Raw genomic sequence first — 20,125 nt, forward strand, 5'->3', positions numbered from 1 at the left:
ATGAGTGAACTAAAAATACCAAAGCGGGTGACGACCGCACTGGTAAATTCGCTGACCGCCGGCGTTGTGCCGAGAATCGGACTGGAGCATGTGGCGGTCGGGCGGCGGCCCGAGGTTGAAGCAATTGTTAGAGATCTGGATAATATCGCCGAAGGCGGAGCCGCCTTCAGACTGATTACGGGTAAATACGGGAGCGGAAAAAGCTTTCTGCTGCAGATGGTCCGCAACTATGCGATGGACCGTGACTTCCTCGTGGCGGATGCCGATCTGTCGCCGGAGCGCCGTCTCGTCGGCACTAAAGGGCAAGGGCTGGCGACGTACCGCGAGCTGATGACTCATTTGTCGTCACGGACCCGGCCGGACGGCGGGGCGCTGGAGGCGGTGCTGCAGAAGTGGATTTTTGCCCTGCAGCAGGAGGTAATGAGGGAGCGGGGCTGGCCCGCCGATCATCCGGAGCTGACGGGGCAGGTCGAAGCCCGGATTTTTGAAGCGGCGGCTGGACTGCACGGGATGGTCCACGGATTTGATTTTGGCAAAGTGTTGTCCGCCTACTGGAACGGCCACAAGCTTGGCGACGACAATCTGAAGCAGGATGCGCTCCGCTGGCTGCGCGGCGAATTCGCCACTAGAACCGAAGCGAGAAAAGCGCTTGGCGTATCGGTTATCGTCGACGACGAGAACTGGTACGATTACATGAAGCTGTGGGCCGGATTTGCGGCGGCGATCGGCTACAAAGGGCTGCTCCTGTTCATAGACGAAGGCGTTAATTTATACAAAATCACGAACACCATCTCCCGCCAGAGCAACTACGAGAAGCTGCTGACCATGTTCAACGATACGATGCAGGGCAAAGCGGAGCATCTCGGCATTTTGGTGGGCGGGACGCCTCAATTTGTCGAAGATACCCGGAGAGGGCTGTTCAGCTATGAAGCGCTGCGTTCCCGCCTGGTCGCTGGCAGATACGGCTCGGCTTACGCCAATTACACCGGCCCGATTTTGAAGCTGGAGATGCTGACCCACGAGGAGCTGCTGGTGCTGCTGCAAAAGCTGCGCGACATCCATGCCCTGCATTTCGGCTATACACCGGTGCTGTCGGACGAGCAGCTGATTCATTTTATGGAGGAGGCGGCAGGCAGACTTGGTGCGGAGGAGCTGCTGACTCCACGCGAGATTATCCGCGATTTCCTCGATCTGCTGCATACGCTGCATCAGAATCCGGAGGCATCATTTGAGAAGCTGGTCGGGGAGCGGAACATTCAGCCGGACAAGCAGGAGAATGAGCTGGACGATCTGCTAGCGGAGTTTGATCTATGAGCGGCGGCACTGGCAGTGGCGGCAGCAATCCGTTTTACCGGCTCGCTCCATTCATTAAGGAGTTTATCTACAAAAACCGCTGGGAAACGCTGCGGGAAGCGCAGATCGACGCCTGCCGGGTGCTGTTTGAGACAAACAGCCACCTGCTGATCGCCTCGGGCACCGCGTCGGGAAAGACGGAGGCTGCTTTTTTTCCGGCGCTGACTGATCTGTATGAATGCCCGTCTGCATCGGTCGGCATTTTATATATCGCCCCGCTGAAAGCGCTGATTAACGATCAGTTTACCCGGCTGAACGACCTGCTGCAGGAAGGGAATATTCCGGTGTGGCATTGGCACGGCGATGTGCCGTTAGCCGAAAAAACGAAGCTGATGAACAACCCTTCAGGTGTGCTGCAGATTACGCCGGAGTCGCTGGAAGGGCTGCTGATGAACCGGCCGAATGCGATCCCGGCGCTGTTTGGCGATCTCCGGTTTATTGTTGTGGATGAAGTGCATGCGTTTATGGGCGGAGACCGGGGCATCCAGGTGCTCAGCCAGTTGTCCCGGATCGAGCGTATGGCGGGCTGCCGTCCGCGCCGTATCGGTTTGTCGGCTACACTCAGCGATTACAGCTCGGCCACCGATTGGCTTGCGGGCGGAACGGGTACCCGGGTGGAGATTTCGGCTCCCCAGGGCGGAAGGAAGCTGCGGCTGAGCGTTGAGCATTTTTCTTTCCCTGATGCGCGGGATGAGGTGCAGGCTGAACAGCTGGAGAAGGCGCGCGAGTCCTATTACAACTTTATTTATGACCACACCTCCCGCAAAAAATCGCTGATCTTCACCAACAGCCGCTCCGACGCGGAGCTGACGGTGCTGGAGATGCGCCGGATCGCAGCCAAACGCGAGGAAAGGGACGTCTTCCACGTTCATCACGGCAGCATTTCCGCGATGCTGCGGGAGGATGCCGAATCCGCGCTGCGTGACGGCCCCGGACCGGCCGTTGCTGCCGCAACGCTCACGCTTGAGCTTGGCATCGATCTGGGCAGCCTGGAGCGGGTGCTCCAGCTTGGCGCGCCGTACAGCTGCGCCAGCTTCGTGCAGCGGCTGGGCCGTTCGGGCCGCCGGGGCGACGCGTCCGAAATGCTGTTCGTTACACCGGAGGAAGAAGATGAGGAAGCACAGCTTCCGGCGCGGATGCCCTGGACGCTGCTGCGGGCGATTGCGGTCATTGAGCTGTATGTCCGGGAGAAATGGGTGGAGCCGATTACGGTACGCAAGCTGCCGACCGGGCTGTTGTATCACCAGACGATGAGCATTCTGAAGAGCATGGGCGAGGTGGAGCCGGAGGAGCTGCAGGCGGCCGTGCTGTCCCTGCCATCGTTCCGGTCGGTTGCTCCCGCTGAGTTCGAAGCGATGCTGGAGTACCTCATTGGTCTCGGCCATATCGAGACGATGGAGGAAGGGACGCTGATTCTGGGACTGGCAGGGGAAAAGGTCGTCAACAACTTCCGTTTTTTTGCCGTCTTCAAAGATGACGAAGAGCATGCCGTCTACAACGGCACCGAAGAAATCGGTTCAATTACGACGGTGCCTCCGCCCGGTTACTGCTTTTCGCTGGCCGGGAAGCTGTGGAAAGTGGAGGAAGTGGATGCCCGCCACAAATCCGTTTATGTCAAAAAATCTCGGGGTAAGGTGGATACGCTCTGGCTGGGTGCCGGAGGCGATGTGCATACCCGGATTATGAACAAAATCCGCGAAGTGCTCAGCTCGGAGCAGCTGTATCCTTATTTAGCCCCGCATGCGGCCTCCCGGCTGGAGCGGGCGCGCAGACTGGCGCGGGAGAGCGGGCTGCTGCTGCGGTCGGTGCTCCCGGCGGGCGGGAATTCAATGTACATTATGCCCTGGACGGGCAGCCGTACATTCCGGACGCTGGAACGGCTGCTGAAGCACCGTTTGGCCGGCCGTCTTGCTTTGCGCTCCATTGTCCCCATGGAACCATACTATATGGTGGTTGCCGGCAAATGCGATCCCGAAATGCTGGAGCAGGCGATCCGGGAAGATGCGTCGCAGCTTCCGGACCCATCGGAGCTGCTTGCTCCAGGCGAAGCGCCCCAGCTGGGCAAATACGACGAATACATCCCGCCGGAGCTGCTGAGGCAGGCTTTTGCGGTGGACGGTTTGGACCTGAGGGGACTTGCTGAGACGGTGCGCGGCTGGCAGAGCTAAACGGATCGGAAGCTGCAGACGGACAAAGCTTTTTTGGGGAAGGATCCAGGCAAATCGTCACCTTACTAAAAGATACAAGGCGAGGTGCTGTTATGAGCGAAATCCGTATCCGTATCATGGATGTACATGACCCCGAGGTTATCTCCAAGGCATTTCATCACCAAGGGTGGGAAAAGCCTGTCAGTCTGTTTCAGAACTATTTAGAGGAACAAAAAAAGGGGCAGCGGATCACGTTGGTTGCTGAGAGTAAAGGTGATTTTGCAGGTTATATAAATGTGGTGTGGGAATCAGATTATCCCTACTTTAAGGAACATTGCATACCAGAAATCGGGGATTTTAACGTACTGATCAAGTACCGATGCCACGGAATAGGCTCCATGTTAATGGATAAAGCTGAAGAAGTGGTTAGTGAACGATCCAATGTTTCAGGTTTGGGGGTAGGCCTGTACAGTGATTATGGGGCCGCACAAGCCCTATATGTCAAACGCGGATACGTTCCTGATGGAAAAGGAGTATTTAAAAACGGGGAGCACCTTCAATATGGTCAGCAGGTATTTGTAGATGATGATCTTAATCTGTATTTTGTGAAAAAATTGAATTAATAAGAATAATGAGCTAGTCTTATAAAAACGAGCCTGCAGTCGCTGCTAGGCTCGTTTTTGTGTTTTGCGAAATGGTCTTGTGTATTCATAACATTTGTCCGCGGCTGACACTTGTTTATTGTCCGATCGATCTGCAAATCCTCTCCTGTGACACACCCGCAGCGGATTACCACCGAACGCGATACGGAGGTCTTTCCGGACCCAGCGGCCGTTATTTCTGAAATTCTTGGGCTTTTGGTATGCCTGACGGACTCCAGTTCCGTTATTCGTACCGAAAACATACAAACGATGGCTTCTCCGTGTAAATAGGTGCTTCTGAGTCCGCAACTTTGCCAAAACACGGAATAATCAGCAAATAAGGCATCCTCAGTCCGTGAACTTGTACCCCTACTTTCTCTAGCAGCTACAAAAGGCGGGAAACTGGGATGAAATCCTGAAGCACGTTACCATTAAGCCGGACTTTGGTCACCATTGAGCCCAACTTATAGCAGATGATGATGGATACAACCATAGTCCGAGTCCATCCGCATGGGACCGGCGCAAAAGGGGGCAAAGCAAGCAAGCGATCGGACGTTACCGGGGCGGGTTAACGGCCAAAATCCATGTCGTGGTTGATGTACTGGGGAACCCGCTATGCTTTGAACTCACACCAGGACAGTCACAAGATTCCGTGATGGGTTACGTTTGTTTACGTTTGGTTACTTATGGTTACTTTTGTTTACGTTGGGTTACATCTTGTTACGTTTGGTTACTTTTTGTTACGTTTAGCTACGTTTGGTTATAATGGGTTACGATGCATTACGATTGCTTTCAACCCTGGACCTGCAGAATCGTGAAGTTTTAGCCGATCTGGCTTACGATACCGGTGCAATTATTGCTTTGTTTAAAAGAACAAAACGCAGCTCCCGTCATTCCGAGCAAGCGAAACCGGCAAAAGAAACGAGCTTACGACAAGGGTACTTATAGAGAACAGCATTTAATCGAATGCCCCGGAAGAGGCTTTTTGTCATTCCATGCAGGTGAAGAAGAGGCTTTTTGTCATACCACGCAGGTGAAATCCCCGAGAAACGCCGTTACATCTGGACGCTCCGCAATGGCTCCTTCTTATACTCATTCGGCGATAACCCGACTTCCTGCTTGAACAGCTTGGAGAAATAAGAATAGTTTGTATAGCCGGTTTTGTTGGCAATCGTGTAGACTGACAGGTTGGTTGTCTCCAGCAGCTGTTTGGCGGCGGCGATGCGGACCTGGATGACATAGCTCCCGAGGGAGATGCCCGTTTCCCGCTTGAACAATCTGGCCAGGTAATCCGGGTTGAGATACACCACCTCTGCCAGATGGTTGCGGCTCAGGTCCTCTCCGTAATGCTCATGAATATACTGCTTGATTTCCTCCGCAACCGATTTGGGCTGGGCGGCAAAGTTAAGGTACTCCATCGCGGTATTCACCAAATACTTCAAATACTCCTCCATGTCCTCAATGGAATGGAGGAAGCGGAGTGTCAGCTTGTCATTGGCCTTGCCGGCATACAATTGATGGGCCTGAATCCCTTTTTGCTTAAGAAAAGAATACACCAGCTGCACGATATCCTGCTGAAACAGGCCCAGCACAGCTGTCTCCAGCGACTTGTGGATCAGCATAGCTCTTAAGTATCGGAGGGCTTCTTCCAAAAAAGCACTCAGCTTGTTCTGATTCAGCAGATCCTCCAGTTGGGCCAGATCAGGCGGCGTATAGGTTGTTTTGGGCTGGTGCAGGTAATTTTCTGCCAGGTAGGTCTGGTTCCGGCATTTCGTCAGCTCTTCGTCCATCTGCAGCAGCTGCTTCAGGATGCGGCCCGCCTGGTGCAGCTCACCGGATAAGCCAATGTTGCAGCAGGTGTCGCATTTGAGATAAGGGACGGCTTTTTGGATAAAAGAACCCCCTGCGGCCTCCAGCACCGTGGTATCTCCCGCATGCTCCTTCCATTTCAAGATGGCGATCCAGTTGTAATCCCTGATCTCCAGGATGCTTTCGACTGTGTAAGCGGGATGCTGCAGCAGCTCATACAGCACATTCAGCAGCGCAAAATCAAACAGATTTTTTTCTACTGTGCCCATGCTGCCGTTATGCGGGAAAACATTAAACAGGACGGGCTGAATCCGGTCATTCATCCGGTAGGACAGGTTTTGCTCCTGGATCGCGTGTTCAATGTCCGCTTGTTTAAGGGGAGAGGAGACGCTGCCGCTGACCAGTCTGCGCCAGAAATGCTCCAGGTTTTTGGACTGATTTTTGTGCCAAAAATATCCGCTGCGAATGGCCTGCTCGTTGCTTTGCTGCTCCTTAACACGGACAATGGCTTTTTGGATAATCAGCATCAGCTTGTCGAATTCGATAGGTTTAAGAAAATATTCAAAGCTTTGAAGCTCAATTGCTTTTTGGGCATAGTTGAAGTCCGCATAATTGGTCAAAAAGATAGCCTGTACGCTATAGTTATGCTCCCTGATCCAGGCAAGCAGCTCCAGGCCGCTGCCCTGGGGCATCTCAATGTCGGAGATCAGAATTTGCACCTGATGATGCTCAAGCACGTCTCTTGCCTGGGCAACATTGTTGGCCGTATACACGTTTTCGATGCCAAGCAGATCCCAGCCGATTCTTTTTTGCAGAGCCGCAATGACATAATAATCGTCATCTACCAGCAGTACATTCATCCGCTGCACTCCCTTTCTGCTGTAATATCGGGTAGATCCGGCAGCAGCAGCGTAATGCAAGCCCCGCCGCCGGGATTATTGGAGAAGCTGATAACGGCCAGGTTGCGGTACAGATATTCCAGCCGTTTCAACGTGTTCATAATGCCGATTTGCGTGCCTTTTGACTGATCCAGCGGCAGTCCGGCTTGAAGCTTCTCCAGCACATCCGGCGGAAACCCCGGCCCTGTATCTGTGAGCTGAATCAGCGTCGCTTCGTAATCACCCGCATACACGCCCCGTTTGACGACGAGCCGGATCTGCACTTCCTTTTCCCGGGAGATGGCATATTTAATGGAGTTTTCAATGAAGGTCTGCAATACGAGCGGCGGGATGTTGACGTTTTTGGCCTCCTCGGGCAGCTCCACATGATAACTGAAAGCGTCCCGGTAACGTTTCTGCTGAATCTCCAGATACATCTGCACATGCATGATTTCATTTTCCAGCTGGACAAAATTGTCGCCGTTCTGGAAAAGATAGCGGAAATACTTGGAGGTGGTCATCGCCATATCCTCAATCTCCTGGTACATTTGAAGCTGAGCCATGCTGTATATGCTGGTTAAGCAGTTGAGGACAAAATGAGGGTTGATCTGCTGCTTCATATAGTCCAGCTGAATCCGCTGCTTCTCCAGTTCCTGTTCATACATGGTGATCTTAAAGGATTTGATCTGCTCCACCAGATCCTTGAACTGGGAGTTGGCCTGCTCCAGCTCGATGATTTTGCTTTCTTTATAATCCGCCGGCAGGCTTTCTTCGTTGATGCGCGCCAGATTTTCGCTGAAGCGCTGCACCTGTCCAAGCACTTTTTTATTAAAAAACAAAATAATGACGAACAGGGCAGACGTAACAATAAAAAACAGCAGGACAATCAGGAGCTGGGCGATCATAATTTTTTCAAAGGCCCCGAACTGGATCACCATTCGTGCACTAAACGTGGTACCCAGAAATTCGCTGCTGATTGTGGTGCGCTGCTGCATCAGGAGGAAGGAGCCTTTGTCCTCCGGCACCGGCCTGCCGCTGTTGGACACCGGACTGGTGAGAACCGTCCCTTGGTCATCGACGAGTGAAGCGTAGCCATTGGCTCCAAGGTTGATTTCACGCAGCGGGCGGATCAGGTTATCGGCAGAAATCAGTCCAATCAAATAGCGGTTGTAATACGGTACAATGTTGATTACGTAATATTTTTTGTTTACGAGTATCGGCGTCCATTTGGAATAAAATTTTTCGTACACTTCCTTGTCGTCGATGATAGAAATAATGTGATTTTTTAGTTCCGTGTAATCCGAATAGTTCACACTGATCGGCGAACAATTCAGGAAGTAAGAGTGGTTTTTCAAATAATAAAAAAAATTGTATTCATGCCCGTAATTTTTTTGCAGTTCGGTGAACCGGCTGCGCAAACTTTCATTTGATTTAATAAATTCGACGCTGTTGGGGTTGTAGGCGTTCATTGTGTTCAGCGTTTCGTCATTCGCGAGCGTCCAGCCCATATAGTGATTCATGTAATCAAAATCATGATTGATCCGGTTGATGTACAGCGCCGCCGTATCCTTGAGATAGCGGGTGGACTGCTGCTTGACGATAAGAATGGAAGTGATGCTGATCCCCAGATCCACAATCAACACCGTAACTGAAATGATTAGCATGACTTTCACATAATGGCGGAGCGGAAGCGGTTTGTGTGTTTTTCGTTTGGCAGTCACGTCGTTGTACCGGTCCCTTTCTGGGCAATCTTGAGTTTGCAATCCTGGGTTTGAATGCGGATTCACAGGTAACACCCACATTATAAAACCTTTGCAGCAAAAAACATATAAACCCAGAGAGTGTTTACCCCGTAAAGTCCGGAAAGCGCTAACAAAAGTCTGGAAACTGTTATCTCGACCGCCGTAAGTCGGAAACTATGGACCAAGAACTGACGGAGCCGGGGTCAGAGGTCCGGATAACAATCCCAAAGTGTCCGGAATGCAAAGCCCATGACCCTTATGATTAGACATGTAAAGAAGAGCACATTTTAGAAACGGGGGATTAACGCATGGGCAAACAAGGCAACAGGATCAAACAGAACTACAAACGGTCTTACAAAAAGCTGTTCACCGGCCTGTTGGCAGTCGTGATGGCAGCGGGACTCGCAGGCTGCAGCGGCAGCAAAGAAAATACGTCAGCGGCAAGCGATACCAGCAGTTTCAATAAGGAAGGCCTTCCGATTGTGAATGAGCCGGTAACCTTGAAGGTGCTGACGGTCCGCTGGGGGAGTATGGGCGATACGTTTACCCAAAACCAGTGGCTCAAGGATCTGGAGAAAAAAACGAATGTGAAAATCGAGTGGGAAGTCATGTCCTCCAACGACTGGGGCGAGCAGAAGTTCATCATGCTGGCAAGCGGTACCCTTCCGGATGTGGTGCTGGGCAGCCAGTCCTTTTCGGATTCGGATATCGTCAACAATCTCAGCTATTTCCGCCCGCTGGACGATTACATCGACCAATACATGCCGAATTTGAAGGCAGCGATGGAAGAAACTCCTGATCTGAAAAAAATCAGCACTTTTCCCGACGGGAAAATTTATTCCCTGCCTGCCAGACTTCCTTCCCGGCCCAAAAGCTCGCGCCAGCCTGTAATCAACAAAACCTGGCTGGACCATTTAGGCCTGGACGTGCCCGAAACGGCCGATGACCTGTACAACGTTCTGAAGGCATTCAAGGAGCAGGACCCCAATCAAAACGGCAAGCCGGATGAAATTCCGGTTATCGAAATTACCAATGACATGATCAGCCCGTTCGGAATTGCGGATCTCAATAATAACTCCATGCTGGTAAAGGACGGCCAACCGGTATATTATCCCGTTTCGGAAGAATACAAAGATGGCCTGAAATGGGAGCATAAATTGTTCAGTGAAGGCCTGCTCGATAAAGAGCTGTTCACGCAAGATGATACCATGAGATCCGCCAAGTTTCAGAATCCCGACGCACCGATTGTAGGTTTTTCGTATCAATGGACGCCGGATGCCGTGTTTGGTAAATGGAGCGATCAATATGTGACGATTCCGCCGATTGCCGGTCCGGATGGCAGCCGCTACACCATCGGCAATCCGGTTGGGATGAACCTGAGCCGCAACGAATTCCTGATCACTACCTCTACCAAATATCCTGAGGTTGCCGCCCGCTGGGCCGATGAGTTCTATACAAATGAAGCCAGTATCCAGAACTTCTGGGGGGCGATTGGAACCGTCATTCAGAAAAATGACAACAACACCTACACCCTGATGGACCCTCCGGCCGGAACCAGTGCGGATGCCTGGTATTGGGATCAGTCGCTGCGTGATTTTGGGCCAAAATATGTGAGTCCTTCCTTCGAGAAAAACATTGTTTTAAGCGAAAAAAGCGGGGACGGACTGAAGCTGCAGCTGGATAAGCTGGGCAGTGAATTTGTGACCACACCGTTCCCTAACGTAATGTATACTGCGGAAGAATTCGAGCAGCTGCCAACCTTGACCACGGACATCGACGGTTACGTGAACACCATGCGCGCCCAGTTCATTTCCAAAGGCAATATTGATGAACAATGGGATGCTTATGTGAAGCAGCTGAACGACATGGGGCTTGAAAAGCTGATTAAAATCCGCACGGATGCCTACAAGCGTTATATGGAGGTAAAATAAAACAGAACAAAAACTACCACCCGTGCAGCTCATGTTTGCGGGTGGTGTTTTTTTGCCTGGAGAGAATGTTCTAATTCCGTCCGAAAGTCCGGATAACGGCAGCAAAAGTCCGTATAACCCATGGCTTCGCCCATAGTGCGGCAGCTGTGCTGGTGAACCGCAAAACGAAGCTGTAAAAGGTCCGGTTAACGTTCTCATCAGGTCCGAAAGGCGCGGAAAGCCGGCGGTATACTTGAAACAAATACACCGCAGAATGTACGAATCTGCAGCACAGGCTTATACCATTTACGGAGGGGATTTTATGAGGTCCGCTGAGGCAAGTCCGGCAAAAACGTTTGGTCAAATAAAAAGGAATTGGGGTTTGTATTTGCTGCTGCTGCCCGCTGTAGTGCTTACCCTATTATTTGCGTATAAACCGATGTACGGCATCATTATTGCGTTCAAGGATTATAGCCCGGCTTTGGGGATCACCGGCAGTCCGTGGGCGGGATTTAAGTATTTCGAAAAGTTTTTTCATTCCTACCAGTTCTCAAACACAATCAAAAATACGCTGATCATCAGCTTATACAGCCTGGTTACCTTCCCGATCCCCATCATGCTTGCTTTAATGGTCAACCAGATGCGGCCCAACCGGTTCAGACGGTTTTTTCAGACTATATCCTATATGCCGCATTTTATCTCCACCGTGGTAATGGTTGGACTGATGATGATCCTGCTGTCGCCAAGCACGGGGCTTATTGGCAATCTGTACAGCTTGTTCGGCAAAGAAGCTCCCGATGTGATGGGCTCAGCCGGCTTGTTCAGCAGCGTGTATGTCTGGTCGGATGTGTGGCAGCATGTCGGGTGGGACAGCATTATTTTTATCGCCGCACTTTCGGCGGTTGATCCCAGTCTGTACGAGGCCGCTACCGTCGACGGGGCAAGCCGCTGGCATAAAATCCGCTATATCGATATTCCGATGCTGATGCCAACTGCGGTTACACTGCTGATTTTGCGGGTTGGAGGACTGCTTGGTGTCGGGTTTGAAAAAGTCTACCTTATGCAAAATGACATGAATGCCACGGCAAGCGAAATCTTGTCTACCTATGTTTACAAAATCGGGCTGCTCAGCAGCCAATACAGCTTTTCATCGGCAATCAACCTGTTTAATACGGTTATTAACTTTGTGCTGCTGATCCTGGTCAATCAGATTTCCAAAAAAATGAGCGAAAACAGCCTGTGGTAAAGGGGAGAACCGGCATGGGGACATTGACGCCCGCAGTGAAAAAAAATGCGAGTAAAATAAAAAACAACCGTTCTTCGGACAAGGTGATGGAAGCGGTCATGTATGCGTTCGCGGTGGTCATTTTGGTTATTTTGATGTATCCGCTTTATTTTATCGTAATCGCTTCGTTCAGCGATCCTTCCGCCGTGGCCGGAGGCCAGGTGTGGCTCTTTCCCAAAGGGTTTACGCTGGACGGCTACAAAGAGCTGCTGAAGCATGAAAATATCTGGATTGGCTACCGGAACACGATTCTTTATACCGTCGTCGGTACGATCATTGGTCTGGCTGTTAATATCTCAGCCGCTTATGCCTTGTCCCGAAAAGATCTGGCTGGGCGGAAGTTCCTGTCGCTGTTTTTCATTTTTACGATGTTTTTTAACGGCGGATTAATTCCGACGTTTCTGACGATCCGTGACCTTCATCTGTACGATACGTTTCTGGTTATGGTGCTGCCCTTTTCGGTAGGCGTGTATAACATTATCGTGGCAAGGACCTTTTTCCAGACGAGTATCCCCGGCGACTTGTGGGAAGCGGCGCAGATCGACGGATGCGGAAACCTGCGGTATTTTGCTCAGGTGGTGCTTCCGCTGTCCAAGGCGATCATTGCGGTGCTAGGGCTGTGGATTGCAGTGGGGCACTGGAATTCCTATTTTAATGCCTTGATTTTCCTGAAAAATCCGGACCTGCATCCGCTGCAGCTGATTCTCCGCAACATTTTGATCACCAATCAGATGCAGTCCGGCATGGGGACAGGCGAAGCCGCACAAATCGCTTTGCGCCTGGCCAATATGATGCGGTACTCTGTAATTATCGCAGCTACGGTTCCCATCATGTGCATTTATCCGTTTGTGCAAAAATACTTTAATCAAGGGGTCATGATCGGCGCGGTGAAAGAGTAGCCGTCCGTTCCTTCATACCCGGAAAGAGGACATCATATGAAAAATGAGACGATTTACCCGCCTGTGCCACTGCCGGATTATTGGAAACTGGATACGGAGCCGGCCGCTTCTCCAGGTGCAGTAGTAGAAGGGGAGCATTACCGCTTCACTATTTTGGCTCCTCAGCTGATCCGTATGGAATACAGCGCTGCGGGCAGCTTTGAAGACCGGGCGACACAGACCGTGCTGAACCGCCGTTTCCCGGTACCGGAATTCCGCCTGCTGGATCATGGGAACAAACTGGAGATCATTACGGAACGGCTGCATGTGTTTTATGACAAGCAGGCATTCTCGCGCCACGGGCTTAGTGTACGGGTAAAAAATGCGGCCGGTCATCTGATGAGTGTCTGGAACTATGGGGATACGCCGCAGGATCTTGGAGGGACAGCCCGCACCTTGGATAATGCGGACGGCGCTATTCCGCTGGAGCCCGGGCTGCTGTCTCGGCAGGGGTATACCCTGCTTGATGACAGCCGCTCGCTGCTGCTGGAGCAGGGGGGACAAGTTGAGCCGCGGACGGTGGAAGGGCAGGACCTGTACTTTTTCGGTTACGGACATGACTATCTGAGCTGTCTGAAGGATTTTTACCGGCTGAGCGGACCCACGCCGCTGCTCCCCCGTTATGCGTTAGGCAACTGGTGGAGCCGGTATTACCCTTATACCGCAGCGGAATATCAAAAACTGATGGAACGTTTTGAAGCGGAAGAGCTGCCTTTTTCCGTCGCGGTGATCGATATGGATTGGCATCTCGTCGACATAGATCCGCAGTATGGGAGCGGCTGGACGGGCTATACCTGGAACCGTGACCTGTTTCCTGACCCGCAAGCATTTTTGGCCTGGCTGCACGAAAAAGGGCTGCGCGTTACCCTTAATGTTCATCCGGCGGATGGGGTGCGGGCATTTGAAGAGCCGTATCTGGCGATCGCGGCCGAGCTGGGGCTGGATCCCGAACGGGGGGAAGCGGTGGAATTTGATATTACCGATCCCAAATTTCTGCAGGCCTATTTCAAATTTCTGCATCACCCGCTGGAAGAGGAAGGCGTGGATTTCTGGTGGATTGACTGGCAGCAGGGCGGCATTACCAAGGTGCCGGGGCTGGATCCGCTTTGGATGCTGAACCATTACCATTATCTTGACAGCGGACGGCGGGGAAGCAGAAGACTTACGTTTTCCCGGTACGCTGGGCTTGGAAGCCACCGCTATCCCGTAGGCTTTTCCGGTGACACCATCGTGACTTGGGAATCGCTGGACTTCCAGCCGTATTTTACAGCCAACGCCTCTAATGCCGGATACGGCTGGTGGAGTCATGATATTGGAGGCCATATGGGGGGCTACCTGGACGACGAGCTGGTGATGCGCTGGGTGCAGTTTGGCGTTTTTTCGCCCCTGCTGCGCCTGCACAGCTCGGCCAGTCCATTTAACAGCAAGGAGCCTTGGCGTTTCAACAAAATCGCGGAGCATGTGATGAAGGATTTCCTCAGATTACGGCACCGGCTGATTCCGTATTTGTATACCATGAACCGTTATGCCAGCCGGGAGGGGCTGCCGCTGGTCCGTCCGATGTATTACCACCATGCCGGGCGGCAGGAAGCCTATGAAGTGCCGAATCAATATTATTTTGGAACTGAGCTGGTTGCTTGTCCGATTACAAAGCCGGTGAACCTAAAAATCGGTTTTGCCGAATTCAAAGCCTGGCTGCCGGAAGGCGTGTGGATCGATTTTTTCAGCGGGCGGGTGTACGAAGGGAACCGAAAGCTGTCGCTTTTCCGGAGTCTGGAGACGATCCCCGTGCTCGCCAAGGCTGGTGCAATTGTTCCTATGGCGGATTTAACGGAATTCACGTCCTCGACAGCCAATCCCAAGCCGCTTGAAGTCCGGGTGTTCGCCGGGGAAAACGGGCAGTTCCAGCTGTGGGAGGATGCAGGAGATACGGCGGAGGATCTGGATAGCGGTTGGTGCGGCACGGAGATGACCTTAAGCTGGGGAGAGACAGCGAACTTCACCATTCACCCAGCCAGCGGGAATACGGCGGTGCTGCCGGAGATGCGGGACTGGAAGCTGTTTTTTACCGGGTTTGCCGACAGCCAGGTGACAGTGCTTGCAGACGGCACGGCGATTGCAGCGGAAACCCGGTATGATGAAGCAACCCGAACGCTCACGGTCCAAGTGACCGGGCTGCCGGTAACTTCGCAGCTGGAGGTGGTATTCGCAAGCGCGCGGACCGCCGCCAACCGGACACTGGAGGATAGCTTTGATCTGCTGAACCGGGCACAAATTTTGTTCAGCTTAAAGGAACAAATCTACCGGGTGGTTAAGGAATCCGCCTCTCCGGCTGCGGCGCTGGCTTCCCTAGCTTCTATGGAGCTGGAACATCCGCTCTACGGGGCTTTGTGCGAGATTCTGACGGCGAACTGACGAGTCGAGCCGCTTAGATGCCGAGTCGCTGTAAACACACCTAGAACTAATATAGACTGAATTTAGGACCTACTTCAGCCCCAGGATGCGATGGAAGAGGAGGTGTCACGGAGGCAATTTGGAGATGGAGGGCGAACGCGATTGCCGTTACTTTCGGAGTTCTCCGGCTAACCGTATCTATCGTTCAAGAACTACGAAAGTAACAGCGGGCCGGAAGTCCCAAATTGGCCGCAGTGACCGCACCGTTCACCTGTCCTTCTTAAATTCAGTCTATTTAGTTCAAATATTACCCGTTGCCGTATCATCAGAGCATTATTGGGCTGCTTTATGCGGTTGTGTGTTGTTTTTGGCCGAGTGATAGACAATGGTCTCCACGATAAAAATTATAAGTAGTGCAGGGCTTGTAACCCATCGTAACCCATCGTAACTCAACGTAACCAAACGTAACTCATCACGGAAGTGTGTGACTGTCCAGGTGTCTATTCAAAGCGTAAGTGGTTCCCCAGTGCATCAGTCACAGCAGGCATGAATCTTAGCCGTTAATCCGCCTCGGGAACGTCCGATCGTTTGCTTGCTTTGCCCTCTTTTGCGCCGGCTCCATGCTGTTGGACTCGAACTATGGTGCTATCCATCCTCATCTGCTCAAAGTCGGCTTAATGGTAATCAAAGTCCGGCTCAATGGTAACGTGCTTTAGGATTTCATCCCAGATTCCCGCCTTATGTAGCCGCCTGACCGCCTTTTGTAGCTGCCAGAGAAAGTAGGGGTACAAGTTTCCGGACTCAGAAGGCCCTATTTGCTGATTATTCCGTGTTTTGGCAAAGTTGCGGACTCAGAAGCACCTATTTACGCGGAGAAGCCATAGTTTGTGTGTTTTCGGTACCAATAACGGAATTGGAGTCCGTCAGGCATACCAAAAGCCCAAGAAATTCAGAAATAACGGCCGCTGAGTCCGTAAAGACCACTGTAAAGACCACTGTAAAGACCACTGTAAAGACCTCTGTAAAGACCTCTGTAAAGACCTCTGAAAAGACCTCCGTAAAGACCTCCGTATCGCGCATATCGCGTTCTGTTGTAATCCGCTACGGGTGTGTCACAGCAGAGGACTTGTTCCAAAGTATTATGTATAATGGAGATCGATCTGACGATAAAAAGGTGACCTTGCCACACCCGTCCCGACTTGGCATTCTTTCCATTCATACGGATGAACAGATTGCGCAATGTTACTGTACTGCAATTTGACAAGAGCCTGTCTGGACGACTTCCCACTCACGGACTGTTATCTCGTATCTTCGTCTAATAGCTCATATTTTACAATATTATTCCTTAATTACAGTTTGCGTGTACACCCTAGCGATATCACTAGAACCCAACACAAAAGCCTTTATCTAGGTGCCGCCGTTCGCCGGAGCGCCAGATAAAGGCTTCTTTTTACTGCCTATACAGGAGTAGGGATGAAGCAGGACGGGTTGTCCGCTTTAAGTTCAACCCTTGTGTTGATCTCGGGCTAGAGCCAAAACGCGCTGACCGCGCCGCAAAGCACGCCAAGCCCGACAACCGAGCCAAACACAAACCAGACAACCTTCCGGGGGAAGGAACGGGCCACCATCAACAGGGACGGCAGGCTGACCGCAGGGAGTGTAATCAGCAGAGCGCCTGCGGAGCCGGCGCCCATACCAAACGACAAAAAGGTCTGGATAATCGGAATTTCAGCCGCCGTCGGGATAACAAACAACGCGCCGAACAGAGAGAACAGCAGCACAGACAGGATGCCGTTCATTGCGCCTTCCCCGAGCATTGGGAACATCCAGGCTCTTGCCGCACCAAGCAGCAGCACGGCGACGAGATAAGCGGGGACGATGCTGAGGAACAGCGTCCCCGCGCTTTTTAGCCAGCGGAGCAGCAGCGGGCCTTCCGGTGGTGCGGCGGGTTCAGCCGTTTCGGCAATAGGTTCCGGCACGCTGCTCTCGCCGGCATACCGGTTGGCAAAATAGCTGACGCCAAACGTAAGTACAAGACCGAACACGAGGCGGATCAAGGTGAACTTCCACGACAGCACAAAGGTCATAAAAATCAGAGTTGCCGGATTCAGCACCGGATTGCCGAGCCAGAAGGCTAGCGCTGCTCCAACCGATACCTTTTGCTTGCGCATGCCGACGGCGATCGGTGCGGCGCAGCAGGAACACATCATGCCCGGCAGGGAAGCTAGGCCTCCCAGCGCGGTGCTCTTAAATGTTGCTTTCCCCAGTGCCCGAAGCAGCCAGCGTGAAGGCAGCAGCACCTGCACAAGCGAGCCGAGCAGGATGCCGAGCACGGCTGCTTTCCAGACGGAATTAAAATAAGCGGCGGCATAATCCCAGGCGGCCTGCCAGGAAGGAGCAGGTGCGTCCGCCCGGTCTCCGGTTAATATCGAAGAGCCGATGGTATGCTCGGTTGCCGCTTTAAAGGCTTTATGATAGTAGGGCCACCATTTCACGTAGGACAAGCCGGCGATGGCAACCGCTGCAAATACTAAAATGAGAAGCCAGGTCTTGGTGTCGGACCGCCGGCCGCGCGGGCCGGAACCGTTGGTAAGTGTGGGCATAAATTCGGGAACCTCCAGGTTTTGAAAATGAATCAAATGTGAATAGTATATCACACGAGATAGATTTCAAACGATTTTATTTTGTGACAGCGACAAAAAGTCGTATACTTAGATGTACTTATATCCAAGGAGCTGAGCAAATGTCCCAAGCAGATGCTATTAAATTAACTTCCCTATCCTCCAAAGGCGGCTGCGGCTGCAAGATCGGCCCCGCCGATTTGATGCAGGTCATCCGGAGTCTCCCGCCCAGCGTGCCGAACCCGGATTTGCTGGTTGGGCTGGATACCAGCGATGATGCCGGAGTATACCGGTTAACCGATGAGCTGGCACTTGTGCAGACGGTAGATTTTTTTACGCCGATCGTGGATGATCCGTATTCCTTCGGCCAGATTGCGGCTGCCAATGCGCTGAGCGACATTTATGCAATGGGCGGCAAACCGCTAACCGTGCTTAATATAGTGGCTTTCCCGATCTCGACGCTGGATAAAAGCATTTTGGCCGATATTCTGCGCGGTGCGGGCGATAAAGTGAATGAAGCGGGCGCAACGCTGGTCGGCGGTCACTCCATTGATGACAAGGAACCGAAGTTTGGGCTTGCCGTAACCGGTCTGGTACACCCGGACAAAGTGCGCGCCAATGCTTCGGCGCGTCCCGGCGACAAGCTGATTTTGACGAAACCGATCGGAGTGGGCATCTTGACGACCTCCATCAAAAAAGACCGGTTATCAGTGGAGGAAACAGCACGTCTCACCTCTGTAATGTCCACATTAAATAAAAAAGCGGCGGAAATTATGGAGCCGTATAATGTCCATGCCTGCACAGACGTCACCGGATTCGGGCTGATGGGCCACGCCTCCGAGATGGCCAAAGGCAGCGGAGCCGGGCTGATCATCCGCAAAGACGCGGTTCCTGTCCTGCCCCGTGTGCGGGAACTGGCTGAAGAAGGTTTTGTTCCAGGCGGAACGCGCAACAATTATGCGCATCTCGAAGGAACCGTGTTGTATCCGGATACGATGGATCAAATTGACCGCTACATTTTGTGCGATGCGGTAACGTCCGGCGGACTGCTGATTTCGGCGGCTCCGGAAAATGCCGGTCAGCTGCTGGACGAGCTGGTTGCGGCCGGCGTGGAAGCGGCGCTGATCGGTGACGTGACGGACGAACATCCGGGACAGATTCAGATCGTTTAGGGCTTCAGCCGGAAAGAGAGGATACTTGTGTTTCAGGATATATCGCTGGAAGAGCTTAGAAAACTTCAGAACAAAAAGAAACTTACCGTCGTGGATGTCCGCTCTCCCTCCGAATATGCGGATGCCAGCCTGCCGGGAAGCATAAACATCCCGCTGTTTGACGATGCGGAACGCGCGGAAGTCGGCACCCTGTATAAGCAGACCAGCATTCAGGCCGCCAAACAGCGCGGTTTGCAGATTGTCTCGGCGAAGCTGCCCGATTTTATTCGTCAGTTTGAAGAGACGGAAGGGGATAAGGCGGTGTTCTGCTGGCGGGGCGGGATGCGCAGCCGGACAACGGCGACACTGCTGTCGCTGATGGACATCCACGCCTACCGTTTGACCGGCGGTTACCGGGCGTACCGTAAGTGGGTGACCGAGACGCTGGAATCGTATGATTTCCGGCCGCGTCCGTACGTCATTCACGGCCACACGGGTACCGGCAAAACAACGCTGCTGCACCGGCTGCATGCGGGCGGTTACCCGGTGATCGATCTGGAGGGATTGGCCGGCCATCGGGGCTCTATTTTTGGCCAGATCGGTCTGAAAGCCAATAACCAGAAAACGTTCGACAGCCTGCTGCTGGAGGAGCTGATCCGGCTGGAGGATGCGCCATACGTGCTGTTTGAGGCGGAGAGCAAGCGGATCGGCAAAGTCGTCATGCCCCCATTCCTGGCGGAAGGCAAAGAGCGGGCGACCCAGCTGTGGATTGAAATGCCTGTGGAAGCGAGAGTTGAGCAAATTCTGGCCGACTACCGGCCGTCGGAATATAAAGAAGACTATTTGGCCGCTTTCCGGAACATTAAAAGCCGGATTCATGTGCCAATCGCTGCGGAAATTGAGCGGAGCCTGATCGAAGAACGTTATGCCAACGCGGTTGTTCTGCTGCTGGAGCATTATTATGATCCAAAATACGATTACACCTCCGGCCGCTACAGTCCGGAAGAACCCGTAGAAAAAATCACGTTTCGTGTCCGGAATCTGGAAGAGGCCGAAGCGGCGGTACGCGGATTTTTGGCTGAACGGGAAGGGTGAAGGACGGTCGCCGCGAGTTCGGGGAAGTCTTGACTGCAAGGCTAAGCTGGATTTCCTAAGCGGGATTTTCATGCGATCAAGCCGGCCTGTGGCCTGTGGCTAAGCCTTCCGATGATATTTTACACGAATATGCAGCGTGTTTTATCTCCGCTTAACAGAGT

Annotated in this window: 12 protein-coding genes and 2 pseudogenes; 10 read left to right on the forward strand and 4 right to left on the reverse strand. The window is 52.6% G+C overall.

Annotated features, from left to right (window positions below):
* From ACE6ED_RS10890 to ACE6ED_RS10905, 4 genes and pseudogenes are all read left to right on the forward strand, one after another.
* Entirely contained in the window at positions 1-1,314 is a 1,314-nt protein-coding gene (locus tag ACE6ED_RS10890; RefSeq protein ID WP_410827139.1) for an ATP-binding protein, read from the forward strand.
* Positions 1,311-3,521 (forward strand): DEAD/DEAH box helicase, encoded by a 2,211-nt coding sequence (locus ACE6ED_RS10895; protein ID WP_410827140.1) that lies wholly within the window; start codon positions 1,311-1,313, stop codon positions 3,519-3,521. Before ACE6ED_RS10890 ends, ACE6ED_RS10895 begins: the two co-directional genes overlap by 4 nt.
* Positions 3,522-3,613: 92 nt before the next feature.
* Positions 3,614-4,123 (forward strand): GNAT family N-acetyltransferase, encoded by a 510-nt coding sequence (locus ACE6ED_RS10900; protein ID WP_410827141.1) that lies wholly within the window; start codon positions 3,614-3,616, stop codon positions 4,121-4,123.
* 494 nt (positions 4,124-4,617) lie between these two features.
* Positions 4,618-4,796, forward strand: a pseudogene (locus ACE6ED_RS10905) (transposase); the annotation flags it as partial.
* A gap of 400 nt (positions 4,797-5,196) precedes the next feature.
* Here the strand turns inward: ACE6ED_RS10905 and ACE6ED_RS10910 are convergent.
* Together ACE6ED_RS10910 and ACE6ED_RS10915 are read right to left on the reverse strand one after the other, a co-directional pair.
* Positions 5,197-6,810, reverse strand: coding sequence for a response regulator (locus tag ACE6ED_RS10910; RefSeq protein ID WP_410827142.1), 1,614 nt, complete (start codon positions 6,808-6,810; stop codon positions 5,197-5,199).
* Positions 6,807-8,549: a sensor histidine kinase gene (locus ACE6ED_RS10915; protein ID WP_410827143.1), complete on the reverse strand. Its 1,743-nt coding sequence runs from the start codon at positions 8,547-8,549 to the stop codon at positions 6,807-6,809. The genes ACE6ED_RS10910 and ACE6ED_RS10915 overlap by 4 nt, the downstream gene beginning before the upstream one ends.
* 410 nt (positions 8,550-8,959) lie before the next feature.
* Here ACE6ED_RS10915 and ACE6ED_RS10920 point away from each other — a divergent pair, with 410 nt between their 5' ends.
* The 4 genes from ACE6ED_RS10920 to ACE6ED_RS10935 all read left to right on the forward strand — a co-directional run bounded on the left by ACE6ED_RS10920 (position 8,960) and on the right by ACE6ED_RS10935 (position 15,118).
* Positions 8,960-10,501 (forward strand): extracellular solute-binding protein, encoded by a 1,542-nt coding sequence (locus ACE6ED_RS10920; RefSeq protein WP_410827164.1) that lies wholly within the window; start codon positions 8,960-8,962, stop codon positions 10,499-10,501.
* Positions 10,502-10,802: 301 nt separating this feature from the next.
* A complete protein-coding gene (locus ACE6ED_RS10925) occupies positions 10,803-11,726 on the forward strand; it encodes an ABC transporter permease (protein WP_410827144.1) in 924 nt (307 codons plus the stop codon).
* A gap of 14 nt (positions 11,727-11,740) precedes the next feature.
* Positions 11,741-12,664 carry a carbohydrate ABC transporter permease gene (locus tag ACE6ED_RS10930; RefSeq protein ID WP_410827145.1) on the forward strand — a complete coding sequence of 308 codons (924 nt, stop codon included), beginning with the start codon at positions 11,741-11,743 and terminating at the stop codon, positions 12,662-12,664.
* A gap of 36 nt (positions 12,665-12,700) precedes the next feature.
* A complete protein-coding gene (locus ACE6ED_RS10935; protein WP_410827146.1) occupies positions 12,701-15,118 on the forward strand; it encodes a glycoside hydrolase family 31 protein in 2,418 nt (805 codons plus the stop codon).
* 513 nt (positions 15,119-15,631) lie between these two features.
* Here the strand turns inward: ACE6ED_RS10935 and ACE6ED_RS10940 are convergent.
* Positions 15,632-15,771, reverse strand: a pseudogene (locus ACE6ED_RS10940) (IS5/IS1182 family transposase); the annotation flags it as partial.
* An 852-nt stretch (positions 15,772-16,623) separates the two neighbouring features.
* Positions 16,624-17,700 (reverse strand): permease, encoded by a 1,077-nt coding sequence (locus ACE6ED_RS10945; RefSeq protein WP_410827147.1) that lies wholly within the window; start codon positions 17,698-17,700, stop codon positions 16,624-16,626.
* Positions 17,701-17,840: 140 nt separating this feature from the next.
* Here ACE6ED_RS10945 and selD point away from each other — a divergent pair, with 140 nt between their 5' ends.
* On the forward strand, positions 17,841-18,890 hold the full coding sequence (selD, locus tag ACE6ED_RS10950) for a selenide, water dikinase SelD (RefSeq protein WP_410827148.1): 1,050 nt from the start codon (positions 17,841-17,843) through the stop codon (positions 18,888-18,890).
* A 27-nt stretch (positions 18,891-18,917) separates the two neighbouring features.
* Positions 18,918-19,964 carry a tRNA 2-selenouridine(34) synthase MnmH gene (gene mnmH, locus ACE6ED_RS10955; protein ID WP_410827149.1) on the forward strand — a complete coding sequence of 349 codons (1,047 nt, stop codon included), beginning with the start codon at positions 18,918-18,920 and terminating at the stop codon, positions 19,962-19,964.
* Positions 19,965-20,125: the final 161 nt, after the last annotated feature.

The sequence above is a fragment of the Paenibacillus nanchangensis genome (genome assembly GCF_046543445.1).
In the GTDB taxonomy this organism is placed as follows: Bacteria; Bacillota; Bacilli; order Paenibacillales; family Paenibacillaceae; genus Paenibacillus_AQ; species Paenibacillus_AQ nanchangensis.